This window comes from Chryseobacterium sp. DT-167 (genome assembly GCF_058310155.1).
On the sequence record NZ_JBZEEQ010000013.1, the window covers coordinates 1 to 16204 of the forward strand.

At 36.6% G+C, this 16204-nt stretch carries 13 protein-coding genes and 1 pseudogene; 8 read left to right on the forward strand and 6 right to left on the reverse strand.

Going from position 1 to position 16204, the window contains the following annotated elements; translation table 11 throughout:
- Nucleotides 1-361 precede the first annotated feature (361 nt).
- Together AC4FQ5_RS16005 and AC4FQ5_RS16010 are read right to left on the reverse strand one after the other, a co-directional pair.
- Nucleotides 362-2299, reverse strand: coding sequence for a phage tail-like protein (locus AC4FQ5_RS16005; protein ID WP_491144909.1), 1938 nt, complete (start codon nt 2297-2299; stop codon nt 362-364).
- 648 nt (nt 2300-2947) lie between these two features.
- A complete protein-coding gene (locus tag AC4FQ5_RS16010) occupies nt 2948-3169 on the reverse strand; it encodes a hypothetical protein (RefSeq protein ID WP_491144911.1) in 222 nt (73 codons plus the stop codon).
- A gap of 292 nt (nt 3170-3461) precedes the next feature.
- On the opposite strand from AC4FQ5_RS16010, the gene AC4FQ5_RS16015 reads away from it, so the two are divergent.
- On the forward strand, nt 3462-5012 hold the full coding sequence (locus AC4FQ5_RS16015; RefSeq protein WP_491144912.1) for a tetratricopeptide repeat protein: 1551 nt from the start codon (nt 3462-3464) through the stop codon (nt 5010-5012).
- Nucleotides 5013-5153: 141 nt separating this feature from the next.
- Here the strand turns inward: AC4FQ5_RS16015 and AC4FQ5_RS16020 are convergent, their stop codons facing one another.
- Entirely contained in the window at nt 5154-5597 is a 444-nt protein-coding gene (locus AC4FQ5_RS16020) for a carboxymuconolactone decarboxylase family protein (RefSeq protein ID WP_491144913.1), read from the reverse strand.
- A gap of 64 nt (nt 5598-5661) precedes the next feature.
- A complete protein-coding gene (locus AC4FQ5_RS16025) occupies nt 5662-6234 on the reverse strand; it encodes a Crp/Fnr family transcriptional regulator (RefSeq protein ID WP_491144915.1) in 573 nt (190 codons plus the stop codon).
- Nucleotides 6235-6299: 65 nt separating this feature from the next.
- Here AC4FQ5_RS16025 and AC4FQ5_RS16030 point away from each other — a divergent pair, with 65 nt between their 5' ends.
- Nucleotides 6300-6665: a DUF1304 domain-containing protein gene (locus AC4FQ5_RS16030; protein ID WP_491144916.1), complete on the forward strand. Its 366-nt coding sequence runs from the start codon at nt 6300-6302 to the stop codon at nt 6663-6665.
- A 154-nt stretch (nt 6666-6819) separates the two neighbouring features.
- Here AC4FQ5_RS16030 and AC4FQ5_RS16035 read toward each other — a convergent pair whose 3' ends face one another.
- Together AC4FQ5_RS16035 and AC4FQ5_RS16040 are read right to left on the reverse strand one after the other, a co-directional pair.
- Nucleotides 6820-7287, reverse strand: a complete 468-nt coding sequence (locus AC4FQ5_RS16035; RefSeq protein ID WP_491144917.1) for a thioredoxin family protein — start codon at nt 7285-7287, stop codon at nt 6820-6822.
- Complete coding sequence (locus tag AC4FQ5_RS16040; RefSeq protein ID WP_491144919.1) at nt 7284-9356, reverse strand: TonB-dependent receptor plug domain-containing protein; 2073 nt, start codon at nt 9354-9356, stop codon at nt 7284-7286. The genes AC4FQ5_RS16035 and AC4FQ5_RS16040 overlap by 4 nt, the downstream gene beginning before the upstream one ends.
- 122 nt (nt 9357-9478) lie before the next feature.
- Here AC4FQ5_RS16040 and AC4FQ5_RS16045 point away from each other — a divergent pair, with 122 nt between their 5' ends.
- The 6 genes and pseudogenes from AC4FQ5_RS16045 (at nt 9479) to fahA (ending at nt 16190) form a co-directional block, all read left to right on the forward strand.
- Nucleotides 9479-10666, forward strand: a complete 1188-nt coding sequence (locus tag AC4FQ5_RS16045) for a homogentisate 1,2-dioxygenase (protein WP_491144921.1) — start codon at nt 9479-9481, stop codon at nt 10664-10666.
- Between the two features lie 160 nt (nt 10667-10826).
- Nucleotides 10827-12100: pseudogene (locus AC4FQ5_RS16050) on the forward strand (acetyl-CoA hydrolase/transferase family protein).
- Between the two features lie 121 nt (nt 12101-12221).
- The gene (locus tag AC4FQ5_RS16055; RefSeq protein ID WP_491144923.1) at nt 12222-13004 is read left to right on the forward strand and encodes a hypothetical protein; all 783 of its coding nucleotides are present in this window, start codon (nt 12222-12224) and stop codon (nt 13002-13004) included.
- A 230-nt stretch (nt 13005-13234) separates the two neighbouring features.
- Nucleotides 13235-14365 carry a 4-hydroxyphenylpyruvate dioxygenase gene (gene hppD / locus AC4FQ5_RS16060; RefSeq protein WP_491144924.1) on the forward strand — a complete coding sequence of 377 codons (1131 nt, stop codon included), beginning with the start codon at nt 13235-13237 and terminating at the stop codon, nt 14363-14365.
- Nucleotides 14366-14432: 67 nt separating this feature from the next.
- The gene (locus tag AC4FQ5_RS16065; protein WP_491144926.1) at nt 14433-14897 is read left to right on the forward strand and encodes a hypothetical protein; all 465 of its coding nucleotides are present in this window, start codon (nt 14433-14435) and stop codon (nt 14895-14897) included.
- 45 nt (nt 14898-14942) lie between these two features.
- Nucleotides 14943-16190 carry a fumarylacetoacetase gene (gene fahA, locus AC4FQ5_RS16070; protein ID WP_491144927.1) on the forward strand — a complete coding sequence of 416 codons (1248 nt, stop codon included), beginning with the start codon at nt 14943-14945 and terminating at the stop codon, nt 16188-16190.
- Nucleotides 16191-16204: the final 14 nt, after the last annotated feature.

Below are 16204 nucleotides of genomic sequence, written 5' to 3' on the forward strand. Positions count from 1 at the left end.
GAATCTCTACAAAGATTTTAACCTTCAACCATTTAGATTCCTCCGGAAATCACAGATTCGACGTAGTCAATGACAAACACTCTGCTTAAATCAATGACAAACATTCTTCTTAATAGTTTTTAAATTATTGATATTTTGAGAAATTTTCATTAGTTGAAAGACTTTTGTCTTTTTATCAACAGCACGTTTGTCATTCCGCAGGAAGCTCTACAAAGACTGTAAATTTCAAACGTTTAGATTCCTCCGGAAATCAAAGATTCGCCATAGTCAATGACAAAACCTCTGATTAAAAGCCAAAAAGCCCTGTCAAGATTTAAAACTTTGACAAGGCTAATTAAGGTTAATCAAGGATTAAAAATTATCAATTAAGCTTCAATACCGTCACATGATTATTTATTGGCACATTGGTGTAATCAGAAGCCTGCAAATAGTATGTAGGACTAGGATTAAGCGTTCCAACCAGACCAAGCGCATAAAAAGATATAAAACCATCACTTGGCATATCTACAAGGAAAGAAGTGTTCAGCATCTCCCCATAATAAGTAGTGTACAGACTGGTACCATCATTTCTCTTGACTTCAAAAATACAATACTCACCCGCAGAAAGATCATGGGTAATAAATACCATATACTTACCTGCCTGTAGATTCAGGTTGCCGCTGCTTGCAGATACACCGGCTCCTATATCATTAGAGATAATGCTCCCTGCAAGATTTTCTTTGGATGCTGTTGCGCCAACAACTGACGTATTCGCAATGTTTTGGGTTCCACTAAAATGTACTACCGCTGTTTTATTGCCCATGCTCAATGCCTGCCAAGTTCCCACACCGTTGGCATCTGAAGTCAATACTCTTCCTGCTTGTTGTGTACCGTCTTCTATACGGATGGCTCCGGCTGTTGGATTTGTTACGTGTAATTTGTTTGTTGGTGCAGTTGTCCCGATTCCTACACTACCTTCCGGGGCAATGTATAGTCTAGGACTTGCGCCACTGGCTCCGGCTGTATAAAATATAAGATCACTTCGGTAGTTACTGCCATCTCCTCTGTAGACTGACTTGATAGCCGAATTATTGGAACTATTTGTAAAACTACCATTTGCATAATAGTGGAAATTATAATTACCAACCGTGGTTCCCGTAGTAGGTGCAATAGGCGCAGCCTTGGTGCCACGTGCAAAAAAGGAAGATATTTGAGCTCCATTAGTTCCGGTACCATTATCAAACTCAAATAATCCTATGCCACTATTAGCCACGCTCCCTGTTGGGGTTTCTCTTACTATTTCCAAAGGTCTTCCCGGCGTATTTGTCCCGATTCCCACATATCCTTTAAAATAACTTGGAATATTGGCATCGTTGTAGAATGCCCAAGCGTTTGTAGCTCCTAACGATGCATCAGAATTAAGACGATAACCATAAAAATTATTGATGGTTCCCGTAGTTAATTGTCCTTTTTCAATGTTGTATCCATAAAAATTATCCAAAGTGGAGCCGGTACGTATATCACTAATTACAGAAACTCCTTTTGCTAATGGCTGAGTAGTGTTTACTAAACTTATTTGATTTTGAAGGGCGGTTAAATTGGAAATTGTACCCGTACCGTTCGCCAGCATAACATTTTGTATACCGAAAGCGTTAATGTGAGCTCCAGCACCACTTACTTCACTTCTTTGTGCTATACCGTAACTAACATCAACATTCCCGGCACCAGCATTTCTGTATATGAATGAACCAGCAGCAGGATTTCCAGCATTATTGTAATTAGCAGTAGATGTAGGTAAAATATCCAAAAAAGCACTTATAGCTCGTTGAGATGTTGTAATACTACCTGTTTGATTTAAATTGAGAAAGGATTTAAAAGAAGTTTTGGCATCTGTAGTTGCCGTATCCACCACGTGAAGTTTTGCTGTTGGCGTAGTTGTTCCAACCCCAACATTACCCATTTGGTAAATATTCTGTGTATTGGCAGTAGCTCCTGCATTGGTAGCCTCATCATACCAAGGTTCTGTACCGGCAACCGCTCCGCTGTTAAATTTTTGCCAGATGGCTCCATCAAAATAATAGTAACCTTCTGCTGTGATGTTGATTGTTTTGGTGGCAGCCACTCCTGCATCTGCGCTTGCGCTGGTCGCATACACAATCGCTCCTTTCTGCGCTGCAAGATACTGAGCATCTTTCCCCTTGATCTGGTCGCCCGTCAGTCTTGGTGCTATGATTCCTTCCGGCTTGCTGCCGTCTGTGGTTTTTGCAGTAACATCCAGGGTTGCCTGTGGAGATTCGTTATTGATGCCCACTTGTGCCATTGCCATTGCTGCTGCCAAAAATGCAGCCGTAACTAAAATTTTTTTCATTTTTGAATTTTTTTAATTGTTAAATATTTTATTGTTTATTAATGATCAGTTCGAATAAAATTCTGAAACAATTTGTATTGAGAAACTTCCTACAAATTCTTCTCAGTACGCTGTACTACCCAAGGTGACGGCGCTTTTACAATGATTTGTACATATTTGACGTTGTTAAGTCCATTTTTGAGGTTCATCATATCAAATTTGAGGTCTGCAACGTCAATTTTGGGGTTGTACCACCTCATTTTTGAGGTTCCTGACGTCAAATTTGAGGCTTGCAACCTCATCTTTGAGATTCGTAACTTGAAAAATGGGGTCATCCAACGTCAATGTCGGACTTAGAGACCCCATTGCAAGAACACAAAAGACCTCTCCCCTGCTGTAAGTGCAGAGAGAAGGTCTTTTATAATCAATGGTCTGAGATTAATTACGGTTTGATGTGTCATCATTATGGTTTTCGGACAATTACAAATTTCAATTGTGTTTTCAGAATCTTTTTTCACGTAACAAAGAGAAAAAACTAAATGCACATTAGCAATCTACAGGCATATATAAACCCGAATTTTATCTATATAATTCAGAATTGCATAGGTATACTCTCTGGTGTTAAAACTCATTTCTGACTTTTCCGTAATATTTCCTGATGACTATATCTTTCACGGCATTATCTTCAAAAAACAGATATAATACGGTCTTCCTGCCCAGCCAGCTGACGTGGAGAGTGTACGTCCAGACCATTGCCGGATAGTAATTAAAATCCTGACCCATCTCTGCCAGGATCTCCTGCTTACTTTTTCCTTTCAAATACTGTAATTTATTCTTTGTCATGCCTTATATTTTTGAATTTCAATAAAGCATCATCGATTCTTAAGCTTTCTGAAATCGCCCTCGAAAAATGCTACAAATGCACCACTGTTACAATGACTGTACACACAGAATCCTGTAATTAACCTACATAATTCCGAATTATGTAGATGTATTTTCTACCGAAGGTATCTGGTGAGAGGTTGGTATCCTATTTAAAATCAATACTTTAAAAAATTAAAAAATATGATTAATTGATTGTAAATATTTCTGGAAATGCATTTTTTTTATGCTAATGTACTATCTTCGTAATACGATGAAAACACAAGTACTCTTTTCCTTTGCATTTTCGCTTATCTGTTCTGTATTTTTTGCACAGACTACAGAGATGCCCCAACCCTACAAAACAAAGCTTGAACATTATCAGGAAGGAATAAAAAGCCACCCTGAAGAAATGAAGAAAAAACTGTTTGCTTTGATCGACGAAGCAGAAAAAAAAGAACTTCACCTTGTGAGCATCCGTGCTTATGAATGTCTTGCCTATCATTATGCTACCAGAGGAGATCATCAGAATACCCTCAAGAATGCTCAGGCTGCTGTGGATATTGCAGAAAAATACGATTATCCGGCAGAGGCAGCCATGATGTACGGCACCATCGGACAGCAATATGCAAGAATCGGGATGGATGATCTTGCCAAGGAATATATACAAAAAGGCATCGATCTGATAAAAGTACCAAAAAATGATAACGAGAAGCATCATCTTGGAAATCTCTTCAGCTATCGTCTGTTTACCAAAGAAACCAGTAAAGACAGCAGCCGTATTTACCTGAAATATGCAAAAATGGCTCTTGCCTCTTATCTGACGATACACAATAAAGAGCTTCGTGAGAAAACAATCGTCTTGGGATACGGAAATGTGGGAATGTGCTATACTGAACTGAAACAGTATGATTCTGCGATTGCAGCACTTGATAAAGTACTGGCAATCAACAAAGGAAAAAACGCATATATATCTGGTAATGCCTATCTGCAAAAGGGTATGCTTTTTCTGGAAAAGAAACAACATGATTCTGCAGAAACCAATCTGAAAAAATCTGAAAAGAATTTCTCCGGAAAAGGATTTCTGAATGAAGAGAAAGAACTCTACGCCCAGTTTATAAAACTTTACGAAAAAAATGGCGATCAGAATAAGCTGAAAGAATATAAATCTGCTTATCTGGAGCTGGAAAACAAAGATCAGAAATCAAAACTCGGCACCGCTACCGAATTATTAAAAAACGAAAACAAAGAGAAAAAATCAATTACATCTTATTTCTATAAAGCAGTTATCGGGCTTGGTCTTGTAATACTTTCCCTGCTTATCATTTTAAGCTTTCAAAGGAAAAAACATATCCGTGAGAAGGCAGCTTTTGAGGCATTCCGAAAAAACAGAATTTCCGAAGAAATATATACTCAGAAAGCACAGCCCGAAGTAAGCACTGAAGAACAAAAAGACGATTCTCTAAGTGAGGAAACAGAAATAAAACTGCTAAAAGGGCTGGAAAAGTTTGAAAAAACATACGGCTACAACGAAAAAGGAATTACACTTGGAAAAATTGCAGTACAGCTCAAAACCAATGTAAAATATCTCTCAAACGTCATTAAAAAACATAAGGCCGATAATTTCAGCAATTATATTAATACGCTTCGCATCAATTATATTGTGAATAAACTGGAGAATCATCCGGAATATCGAAAGTACAAAGTCAGTTATTTGGCTGAAGAAGCCGGCTTTTCATCGGCAAATGCTTTATCAAAAGTATTTAAAGACAGTACAGGTATTTCGCCCTCATCATACATTAATTTGCTGGATAAAGAAGATTAGAGTAATACCCGTAAGAAGCATGTTTGTCATTCCGGAGGAATCTCAACGGTTGAAAGTTAAAATCTTTGCAGAGATTCCTGCGGAAATCAAAGATTCGACGTAGTGAATGACAAACATGCTGTTGATAAAAAGAATAAGAGACTACTGCATAATTGGCAAATGTGTACTTACTGCAATTCTGTTCCATGCATTGATGGTTACAATAGCCATGATAATTTCTGCAATCTGCTTTTCATCGAAGATCTGTTTCGCTTTATAGTACGTTTCTTCGGTTAACCCTTTCTGGCTGATCAAAGTAATTTCTTCTGTCATTGCCAAAAGTATCTGTTCGTCTTCTGTATACAGTTCTGAAGCTTCTCTCCATGCATTCAGAAGATAAATTCTTTGTGGAGTTTCGCCATATTTCATCGCATCTTTTGTGTGCATATCCAGGCAAAAAGCACATCCGTTGATTTGTGAAGCTCTGATTTTGATCAGCTCTTTCTGAAGGTGATTTAAAGAAACCGTTTGAAGATAGCCTTCAAGTCCCATCATTGCTTTATATGCTGCCGAATCTGTAGCTGCAATGTTTACTCTTGTACTCATAATGTTTTGTTTAATATTATGATACAAAGATCTTCTTTTAAGACCTGAAAAATCTTAAACTGGTTTAAGAACGTAATTTTGCTCTGATTTCACTGAGATATTCCGGGGTAAAGCCTAAAAATGAAGCGATCAGATATTGCGGAATTCTCTGAATAAACCACGGATAAAGTGTACTGAAATGTACATACAACTCTTCCCTCGTCATCTCATACAAATAACGGATTCTTCTTTCTGCTGCAGCATAAGATCTCTGGTAGATCATTCTGAAATACCGTTCCATTACAGGATGCTTATTCAGTAATTCTTCCTGAGTCTGCAAATCAATGGTTAAAACCGTAGATTTTTCTACAGACTGAATGTTGAAATTTGATTTGATCTGTCTTTCGTAAGCGAAAGTATCGGTAATCCACCAGTTTTCGATGGCAAACTCTGTGGTTTGTTCGATCCCTTTTTCGTTAATAAAAAATTTCCTCAGACATCCATTCAGAACAAAATACATCGATTTGCAGACCTCCCCATCCTGCATCAGATTCTCTTTCTTCTTCACATCTTTTACCTGAAAATAAGAAAATACAGATGTGTATTCTTCATCAGTTAAGGTAATGAATTTATCTAAATGCGCCTTAAAAGTTTCCATTTTCGAAATTAAGTAATCAAACTTAACTTTATTTTTTTAGTTTTACAATGATAAAACATTAAATCATGGAAATCGTTGCAAAAATTTTGATCGCACTCGTCGCACTAGAACACCTCTACATTCTCTGGATGGAAATGTTTGCGTGGGAAACCAAAGGAAAGGAAGTTTTCAAAGCCGCTTTACCTCCCGAAATGTTTAAACCGACAAAAGGTTTAGCCGCCAATCAGGGTTTGTATAATGGTTTTCTCGCAGCAGGATTGATCTGGTCATTCCTGATTAAAGATCCGGAATGGCAAAAAAATGTTGCTTTATTTTTTCTGAGCTGCGTAGCAATTGCAGGAATTTATGGTGGAGTTTCTGCGACGAAAAGAATATTTTTCGTTCAGGCGTCACCTGCAATTTTGGGGATTGTGGCGGTACTTTTGAAGTAAAATTTGCCCGCAGATTTTCACAGATCTTTTTTTCTCGCAGATTGAGCTTATTTAGCAGATTATTAAAGTGGAAAAAAAATCTGCGTAATTTCCAAAATCAGCGAGAGATAATTCTTAAGATTTTAAGATCTGTGCAAATCTGTAAGAATAAAAATTAAAGCTTTAAAATTTCATCCAACTTCTCCTTCATTTTTTCAGGTTTAAATTCTCCTTCATGATAATAAACCAACTTCTGATTTTTATCTAAAATAATCCACAAAGGATAAACAGGCTGGTTTTTATTTTTCGATAATGCCAAAGCCAACTCATGAATTCCGGAATTTCCGTTAGGTAAATAATTGAATTCCTTTCCCTGAAAATTGATTTTTTCTTTCGTTTTTTCCGCTTCAAAATTAATGAGATAAAAATTTTCTTCGATCATTTTATTTAAATCTTTATCTTTTTTAAGTTGAAAAGATTCTATTTTACAAACCGAACACCAATCGGTATACAAATGAATGATAATTGGTTTTTGATTTTGTTTCTGTAATTTCTCAATGCCCGAAAAAGTGCCTGTTTTTATCTGAGAAAGACAAAAACAAGGCACTAAAAATAACATTAAATAAAAAACTGTTTTTTTCATTTCAAATTATATTTTAAACCAAGAAAACCCCTGATTCTCTGCATGGGAGCATAACCGTAAGTGGTATCAAAAGTATAATGATTGGGATTATTGATCGGGTCATTCACATTTTTATCAAACGGATCAAAAGGTCGCATCAAAGGATCATTCGGAGTGAAATTGAATAAATTTTTAATTCCGCAATACACTTCAAATCCGGATTTGAAACTTTTGGAAACCTGAATATTTGCCAACGAATAAAACGGTGAATATTCCGGTCGGTAGTCGTTCGGCAAAACAGGCAATCGCATCGGTCCGTAAAACTGTCCTGTAAAATCTATCGTTAAATTGCTCGGAAATTTATACGTCAAACTATACGTTCCGCTCCATTTCGGGGCATGAAGCTGCTGAACTTTTTCATTTTCGCCGTCAAATTTCTGATAAACATCCAGGTAAGTTACCCCCAAATTTAAACTTAAAGGAAAACTGAAACTGTAATCAAGATTCAAAGACAAGCCCCGTGAAACACCATACCCTTGCAGATTATCATAAATAATTTTATCTGGTTCAGAATCAAAATCACCCACAATTTTATTGCTGAAATAAGTATAGAATGCAGAAGCATCAAGATTGATCATTCTTCCACCCACCGGAATTTTCCACATATAATTTAAATTTCCGTTGACAGATCTTTCAGGTTTTAAATCTGATTTTATGACCACTTCACGAGAACCCGTCAAAGCGGCATGATCTTCCGTAAATAAATTCACAACACGGAAACCCGTCCCGAAATTCAACCTTAAAGTATGATAAGGATTCGGAGAAAACTTCCAGGCAAATCTCGGAGAATGCACAGAATGATGAATTTTATCGTAATCAAATCTGTAGCCCAGCAACAGCGTATGTTTTTCATTGATCTCCCACTGATCCTGAATAAATGCCCCGAAAATAGGTGATTTCATCGGCTCATTGGTAAATCCGTCTGCTGATGAAGTTCCGGGAGTGTTGTCATCATAAAATGTTTTTTTGAAAGTCGCCCCCAAAATCAAATCATGATTTCCCAGTTTCTTATCCCAATAGGTTTGCGCAAAAGCTACTTTTTGGGTCGCCGTAAAAGGATTGCTTCCATAAAATGAATTCTGGTCGTGAAAATTGTAAGAAAACTGAGTGATGATATTTTCTTTCATCGGCCATTGATACACTCCAAAAGCTTCTACTCTGTTGGTGTAGATGCTTTCTCCATAGACTTCATTGCTTCCACGATACGATTTATTCCACTGCATTTCTCCACCAAAACGGTCTTCGTATAAATACCTTAATGCAAAACTTCCCAATCGGTTTTCTTTTCTCTGAAAATTCCATTTATTGAAAACGGAAATTCTGTTTTGAAGGGCTGCATCGGTGAAATTGTCTTTATTCTGATCTATTTTTTCATTAAAATTAAAATAATTCAGACTCAAAATTGACGCAACATTTTTTCCGAAATTAAATTTTGTTGAAAGATCGAAGTTACTTTCACTCCATGTTGTTGTCATGAGATCAATGCTTAATTTCGGAGCCGTTAAAGCGTTTTTTGTGATAATATTGATCACTCCGCCCATCGCTTCAGAACCATAAAGTGACGAAGCGGGACCTTTCACCACCTCAATTCTGTCAATCAGACTGTTGGGAATTCCGCTTAAACCATAAACTGTTGAGAGCGAACTTACAATCGGCATTCCGTCTATTAAAATCATGGTGTAAGGTCCTTCCAGACCATTGATGTGAATATCTCCCGTATTACAGACCGAACAATTCAGCTGGGGCTTTACTCCGTTCACCATTGCAATCGCCTCAAAAACATTCGGAGTCGGGTTTTTCTGGAAAAACTTCTGGCTGTAAATTTCAACAGCGACCGGACTTTTTGATTTGCTCATCGGTTTTATTGTTCCGGTAATGACAACATCATCAATCAATTTTGTTTTGATTTCTTTTTTCTCCGGAATTTTAACTGAATCCATCTTTTTAAACTGATTTAAATCTAAACTGTCCGTTTCCTGAGAGAAACAGTAAGATGATAAAAAGACTACAGAAAATAATATTCGCCTCATGAAATTAAAATTGTTAGACAAAACTAACAATTAATTTTAGAATGACAAAACTTAAATAAAATTTGTTTTTAATTTCAATTCATTAAAAAATATTAAATTTGAGATTCCACATATAAAGTAAAATGAGATATCATCAATCGGGAAATATCCCACCAAAAAGGCATACGATTTTCAAATCTCCGGAAGACAAATTCTATTATGAGCAACTTTTCGGTACAGAAGGTTTTCATGGAATTTCTTCTTTGCTCTACCACATTCATCGTCCTACACAGATCAAATCGATTGGTGAGCCGAAAGATGTGACACCAAAAATTGCGGTGAGCAAAAACGTGACACCAAGAATGTTTAAAGGAATGAATGTCACTCCTGAAGACGATTTTATGGACAGCCGAAAGTTTTTGATGGTGAACAATGACCTGAAAATGGGATTGTCGAAGCCAAGAAAATCGATGGATTATTTTTATAAAAATGCCGAATGTGATGAACTTTTATATGTTCACAACGGAAGCGGAATTTTGAAAACCTTTGTCGGTGATCTTGAATTTTCTGTTGGTGATTACCTTATTATTCCGAGAGGAACGATTTATCAGGTTGAGCTGAATTCTGATGACACTGTCTTTTTTGTAGTAGAAAGTCATTCTCCGATTTATACTCCGAAAAGATACAGAAATGAATTTGGACAGCTTTTGGAGCATTCTCCGTTTTGTGAAAGAGACATCATTGCTCCTACTTTTAAAGAACCAAAAGACGAAAAGGGGGAATTTTTAATTAAAGTAAAAAAAGAAAATCAGATTACAGATTTTATCTACGCAACACACCCGTTCGATGTTGTAGGTTGGGACGGTTATTTTTATCCTTATAAATTCAATATCAAAAATTTCGAACCGATTACGGGGAGAATTCACCAACCGCCACCGGTTCACCAGACTTTTGAGGCTCACAATTTTGTGGTTTGTTCGTTCTGTGCAAGAATGTACGACTATCATCCGATGGCAATTCCGGCACCTTATAATCACTCAAATATTGATTCTGATGAGGTTTTATTCTATACGGAAGGCGATTTCATGAGCAGAAATCATATTGATTTAATGGATTTCACTTTACATCCGGGAGGAATCGTTCACGGACCTCATCCCGGAGCAATGGAAAGAAGCATCGGAAAAAAATTTACGGAAGAATACGCCGTGATGGTTGACCCTTTCCGTCCGTTGCAGATTACTGAAGAAGCAATGAAAGTGGAAGATCCATCATACAAAACCTCTTGGCTGGAAAGTGAAGATCATAGTCTGGAAGACCGTTCGCAGGAATAAAGTGAATTTACAATAACTGAGAGGGCTGAATGTACTGCATTCAGCCCTTTTTATTTATCAGATTTAAATAAAACATGATAAATATCTGAGAATATCCTTACTCAATAAAAACAATATGAACTATCTTTAAGACTAAGAAAAATTTATAAAAAAATTCAATATGCATAATTACATCAGCGCAGAAGAAGCAATTTATACGATCAAGAGCGGAAACCGGGTATTTTTTCACGGAAGTGCATGTACTCCGAATTATTTAATTGATGAACTTGCAAGACAGTCTCACCGGCTGGATAATGTAGAAATGGTTTCCATCACCCAACAGGGAAATGTAGAAATTGCAAAACCTGAATATAGAGATAAATTTTTTGTGAATTCATTGTTCGTTTCAACACCTGTTCGTGATGCGGTCAATTCTGACAGGGGCGATTTTGTTCCTGTATTTTTAAGTGAAATTCCGATTTTATTCAGAAAAAATATTTTGCCGCTGGATGTTGCTCTAATTACCGTTTCGCCACCGGATAAGCACGGATTTTGTACATTGGGAACCTCAGTTGATGTCGCAAGAGCCGCAGTTGACACGGCAAAAATCATCGTTGCAATAGTAAATCCGTTAATGCCAAGAACCCATGGAGACGGAATGATTCATGTAAGCAGAATCAATAAACTGGTTTGGCATGAAGAAGAGCTCCCTACAGTAGATTACGGAGCAAAAGTTGGTCCTGAAGAAATGCTTGTCGGGAAAAACGTTGCAGAACTTATTGAAGATAAATCAACATTACAAATGGGAATCGGAACTATTCCTGATGCCGTTTTAAAATGTTTGGGAAATCATAAAGATCTTGGCGTTCACACAGAAATGCTGAGCGACGGAGTAATTGATTTAATTCAAAATGATGTCATCAACAATAAGTACAAAGGCTATAACGACAATAAAACCATCACCAGTTTCTGCTTCGGAACGAGAAAATTGTACGATTATGTTGATGATAATACTGTTTTTTCATTTGACGATGTAAGCAATGTCAATTTTCCGATCAATATTATGAGAAACAAAAAAATGGTTGCCATCAATTCTGCGATTGAAATTGATTTGACCGGACAAGTTTGTGCAGATTCTATCGGAACTATGCAGTACAGCGGAATTGGCGGTCAAATGGATTTTATGCGAGGTGCAGCTTTAAGTGAAGACGGAAAACCCATTATCGCTATTACTTCCAGAACAAAAAAGGGTGTTTCGAGAATCGTTCCTTTCTCAAACAAGGAGCTGGAGTTGTGACAACAAGAGGACACATTCATTGGGTAGTTACAGAATACGGAACCGCTTACCTTTATGGTAAAAATCTTCGTCAGAGAGCTCAGGAACTTATAAGTATTGCACATCCTGATGACAGAGAAATGCTCGAAAGGGCAGCACACGAAAGATTTAAACTTTAAAAATATTTCCGGGATTTCTTCCGTTTAAAAAAACGTACATTTATTGAAATTAGAGAAAAATAAAAACACAGAAATCTTATGGCAATCTTTTTGCTAAAATTTTTTGATAAATAACACATATTTGAAAACTATATATAATTCGATAAAGGATGAAGTTGTAAAACATTCTAAAGTAAAAGATTCGGTCTTGGGGAAGGTGCAGGATTGGAAAAGAAGTCATTATATAATTCTTTCAGAAATTATCAAAGAAGAACTCGCTTCGTCCGAACAACTCAAGTACGACAAAAAATTTGAGTTGGGAAATACAATTTCACATATCACCCTTCAGCGGTTTTTTGAAAGTAACTATCAGGATAAAACCCATAACGACCTACGTTTCCTGAAAACGCTGGATAAAATTTGTATATTTTTAGGCTTTAATGATCTTAATTCTTACATCTATCATATTAAAAAAAATGAGATGGATAAAAAAGATGCCGATGAAGATATATTCTCAACAGATATTGTTTACAGATACTGTACTACCGTTTTCGAATTATATAAAAACTTTCCTGTACTGAAACTCGAACTGTTTGAAGATCTTGTTTTTGAAAACTCACCCTTTTTAGAAAGGGCATCAGAATTCAGCAGAGAACTTTGTGAACGGAAATTTGAGCTGGTAACCAAAAACAACCGCTCAAACTTTGAAGTATTTGACATCAATATAATAACGGATGAGCCTGATAAAAAAATACTGGAAACTCAGGAGTTTTGGAATCTTCTCTTTAAAGTTGGCGAAACGGGTGAGCAACATTTTGTCAATCAGCTGAACACTCAGATTTACTTTATTCGTAAAATAAATAATGTCTGGAGAATTTGGGATAATTACAATCCGGACGCAGGGAGGTTAAATATTAAAAAATAAAAGCCGTATTACTTACGGCTTCATTTGTTTTATCAACTTTGTTTCACTATTTGTGATTTCTCCTACAAATGTAGAAAAAACACCATAAAAACAATAAACTTAAATATACTTAAATAAACTTTATTTTTTGTTAAATATAACGAAATCAACCTGACAACAATAATGTTTTTAATTATTTACAGGAATTTTGTAATTTGCAACCTATTAAATAAAAAGTAAAAAATAAAAATATGTCAACACTTACATTTGCCGAAAAAATTGCTCAGGCCGAGAATTTTTTGCCTATCAACGGTACAGATTATATTGAGTTTTATGTAGGAAACGCAAAGCAGGCTGCTCATTATTATAAAACAGCATTTGGTTTTCAGTCAGTTGCTTACGCAGGTCCGGAAACCGGAGTGAGAGACCGTGCTTCTTATGTTCTTCAGCAAGGAAAAATCAGATTAATCTTAACGACAGGTCTTAAATCTGACTCGCCAATCAGCGAACATGTAAAAAAACACGGTGATGGAGTGAAGATTTTGGCACTTTGGGTAGATGACGCTTATTCTGCATTTGAAGAGACCACAAAAAGAGGCGGAAAACCATATTTAGAGCCGGTAACGTTGACAGATGAATACGGTGAAGTGAGAATGTCCGGAATTTATACTTACGGAGAAACTGTTCATATGTTTATCGAAAGAAAAAACTATACAGGTCCTTTCATGCCCGGTTATCAAAAATGGGAAAGCGACTACAAACCTGAGGAAGCCGGTCTTTTGTATGTTGATCACTGTGTAGGAAATGTAGACTGGGACAGAATGATGCCAACTGTTGAATGGTACGAAAAAGTAATGGGATTTGTTAACATCCTGTCATTTGATGACAAACAAATTAACACAGAATATTCTGCATTGATGTCTAAAGTAATGTCAAACGGAAACGGATTTGCAAAATTCCCGATCAACGAGCCTGCTGAAGGAAAGAAAAAATCTCAGGTAGAAGAATATCTTGATTTCTACGAAGGTGAAGGTGTACAGCATATTGCAGTTGCTACGAAAGACATCATCCATACAGTGACTGAACTAAAAAAACGTGGTGTAGAATTCCTTTCTGCTCCGCCGGAAGCATATTACAACATGGTCCCTGAAAGAGTAGGTCACATCGATGAAGATCTTAAAAAACTTCAGGATCTTGGAATTCTGATCGACCATGATGAGGAAGGTTATTTATTACAAATCTTTACAAAACCTGTAGAAGACCGCCCTACTCTATTCTTTGAAATCATTGAAAGACACGGCGCACAAAGCTTCGGAGCAGGTAATTTCAAAGCACTTTTCGAAGCTTTAGAGAGAGAACAGGAAAAAAGAGGAAATCTTTAATTTTTAAACTAAATATAAAGTTTTGTCAGGATACAATCCTGGCAAAACTTTTTTATAAACACAGCATATGAAAAAATTATTCATCTTAACATTATTTTTTGCAGGGTTTGCTTTTAAAGCACAAAATTACGGAGCCATCAATGAAATTCTCGACCGTCTTGAGGAAAGACTAGGAGTCAATCAACATCTTGAAAACGTGAGTGTGGACAATAAAAAATTTGTGCTCATCAAAGATTTTGAAGATCATACAGAAAGAAGCTTTATCGTTATCAAGGGAAAAGATGCTACTTATGTAGAAATGTTTGATGACAAAAAAACAAGTCAAAGCACATCAAACGTTTTTTCGGGGGACATTATCAGAAAAAAGAATATCATTTCTCTGAGAGCAGATAAACTCGAAAACAAAAAAATCCCGATTCCTGTTGCCAAAACACTTCTTTTAACGAAACAAAAAGAAATTCTCTATCTAATTGATATCAATTCCAGAGACCGGTGGATTGATGAGGAAGCGTATTCAAAAAAATCAAAATAATAACTTTTAAAAGGAAACTTTTAGATAAACTCCAACTATCATATTATGAAATCATTTGTAGAGTATAACTCAAATTCAGATTTTTCAATTCACAACATTCCTTTTGGAGTTGCTGTGTTTAATAAAGAATTTATCGCCTGTTGTACAAGAATCGGTGATCAGGTTGTTGATCTTGCACTTTTGTATGACCTTTCGTATTTCGAAGAAATTGAAGGTTTAGACGACAACGTTTTCGAAGCATATACTTTAAATGAATTCATTGAATTGGGAAAACCTGTGACCAATGCAGTACGCCTCAAAATCCAGGAATTACTGCAGGAAGGTTCTATCTTATCCAAAGATGAAAAAACCATTGAAGATGCATTCTACGATCTGGATCAGGTAAAAATGATCATGCCGGTACACATTCCAAACTACACCGATTTCTACAGCAGCATCGAACACGCAACGAATGTGGGAAAAATGTTCAGAGACCCCGCAAACGCCTTGTTACCAAACTGGAAACATTTACCTGTAGGTTATCACGGAAGAGCTTCATCAATCGTTGTTTCGGGAACCGACATCAACCGTCCAAAAGGTCAGATGAAACCTGCAGATGCAGACCAGCCTGTTTTCGGGCCTTGTAAACAACTGGATTTTGAGCTGGAAATGGCTTTCATTATCAATCAGAATACAGAAATGGGAGAAAGTGTATCTACAAAAGATGCTGAGAATGCAATCTTTGGAATGGTGGTTTTCAACGACTGGTCCGCAAGGGATATTCAGTCTTGGGAATATGTTCCGTTGGGACCTTTTCTGGCTAAAAATTTCGGTTCGTCAGTTTCTCCGTGGGTTGTGACTCTGGAAGCTTTGGAGCCATTCAGAACTGCCTCTCCTACTCAAGATCCTGAAGTTTTAGATTATTTAAAATTTGAAGGAGATAAAAACTATGATATTAATCTAGAAGTTTATCTGCAACCGGAAAATGGTGAAGAAAACCTAATTTCTGAAAGCAACTATAAGCATATGTACTGGAATATGACACAGCAATTGGCTCATCACACCGTAAACGGATGTAACCTTGAAGTCGGTGATCTATATGCAAGTGGAACTATTTCAGGAAGCGATCCAAAGTCTTTCGGTTCAATGCTTGAATTAACGTGGAGAGGTCAAAACCCGATCACATTAAGCAACGGACAGGAAAGGAAATTCATTGAAGATAACGACACTGTAACCATGAAAGCATGGGCTGAAAAAGATGGTGTGAGAGTAGGATTTGGTGAGGTTTCCGGTAAAATTATTCCAACGAAATAAAATTTTAAGTACAA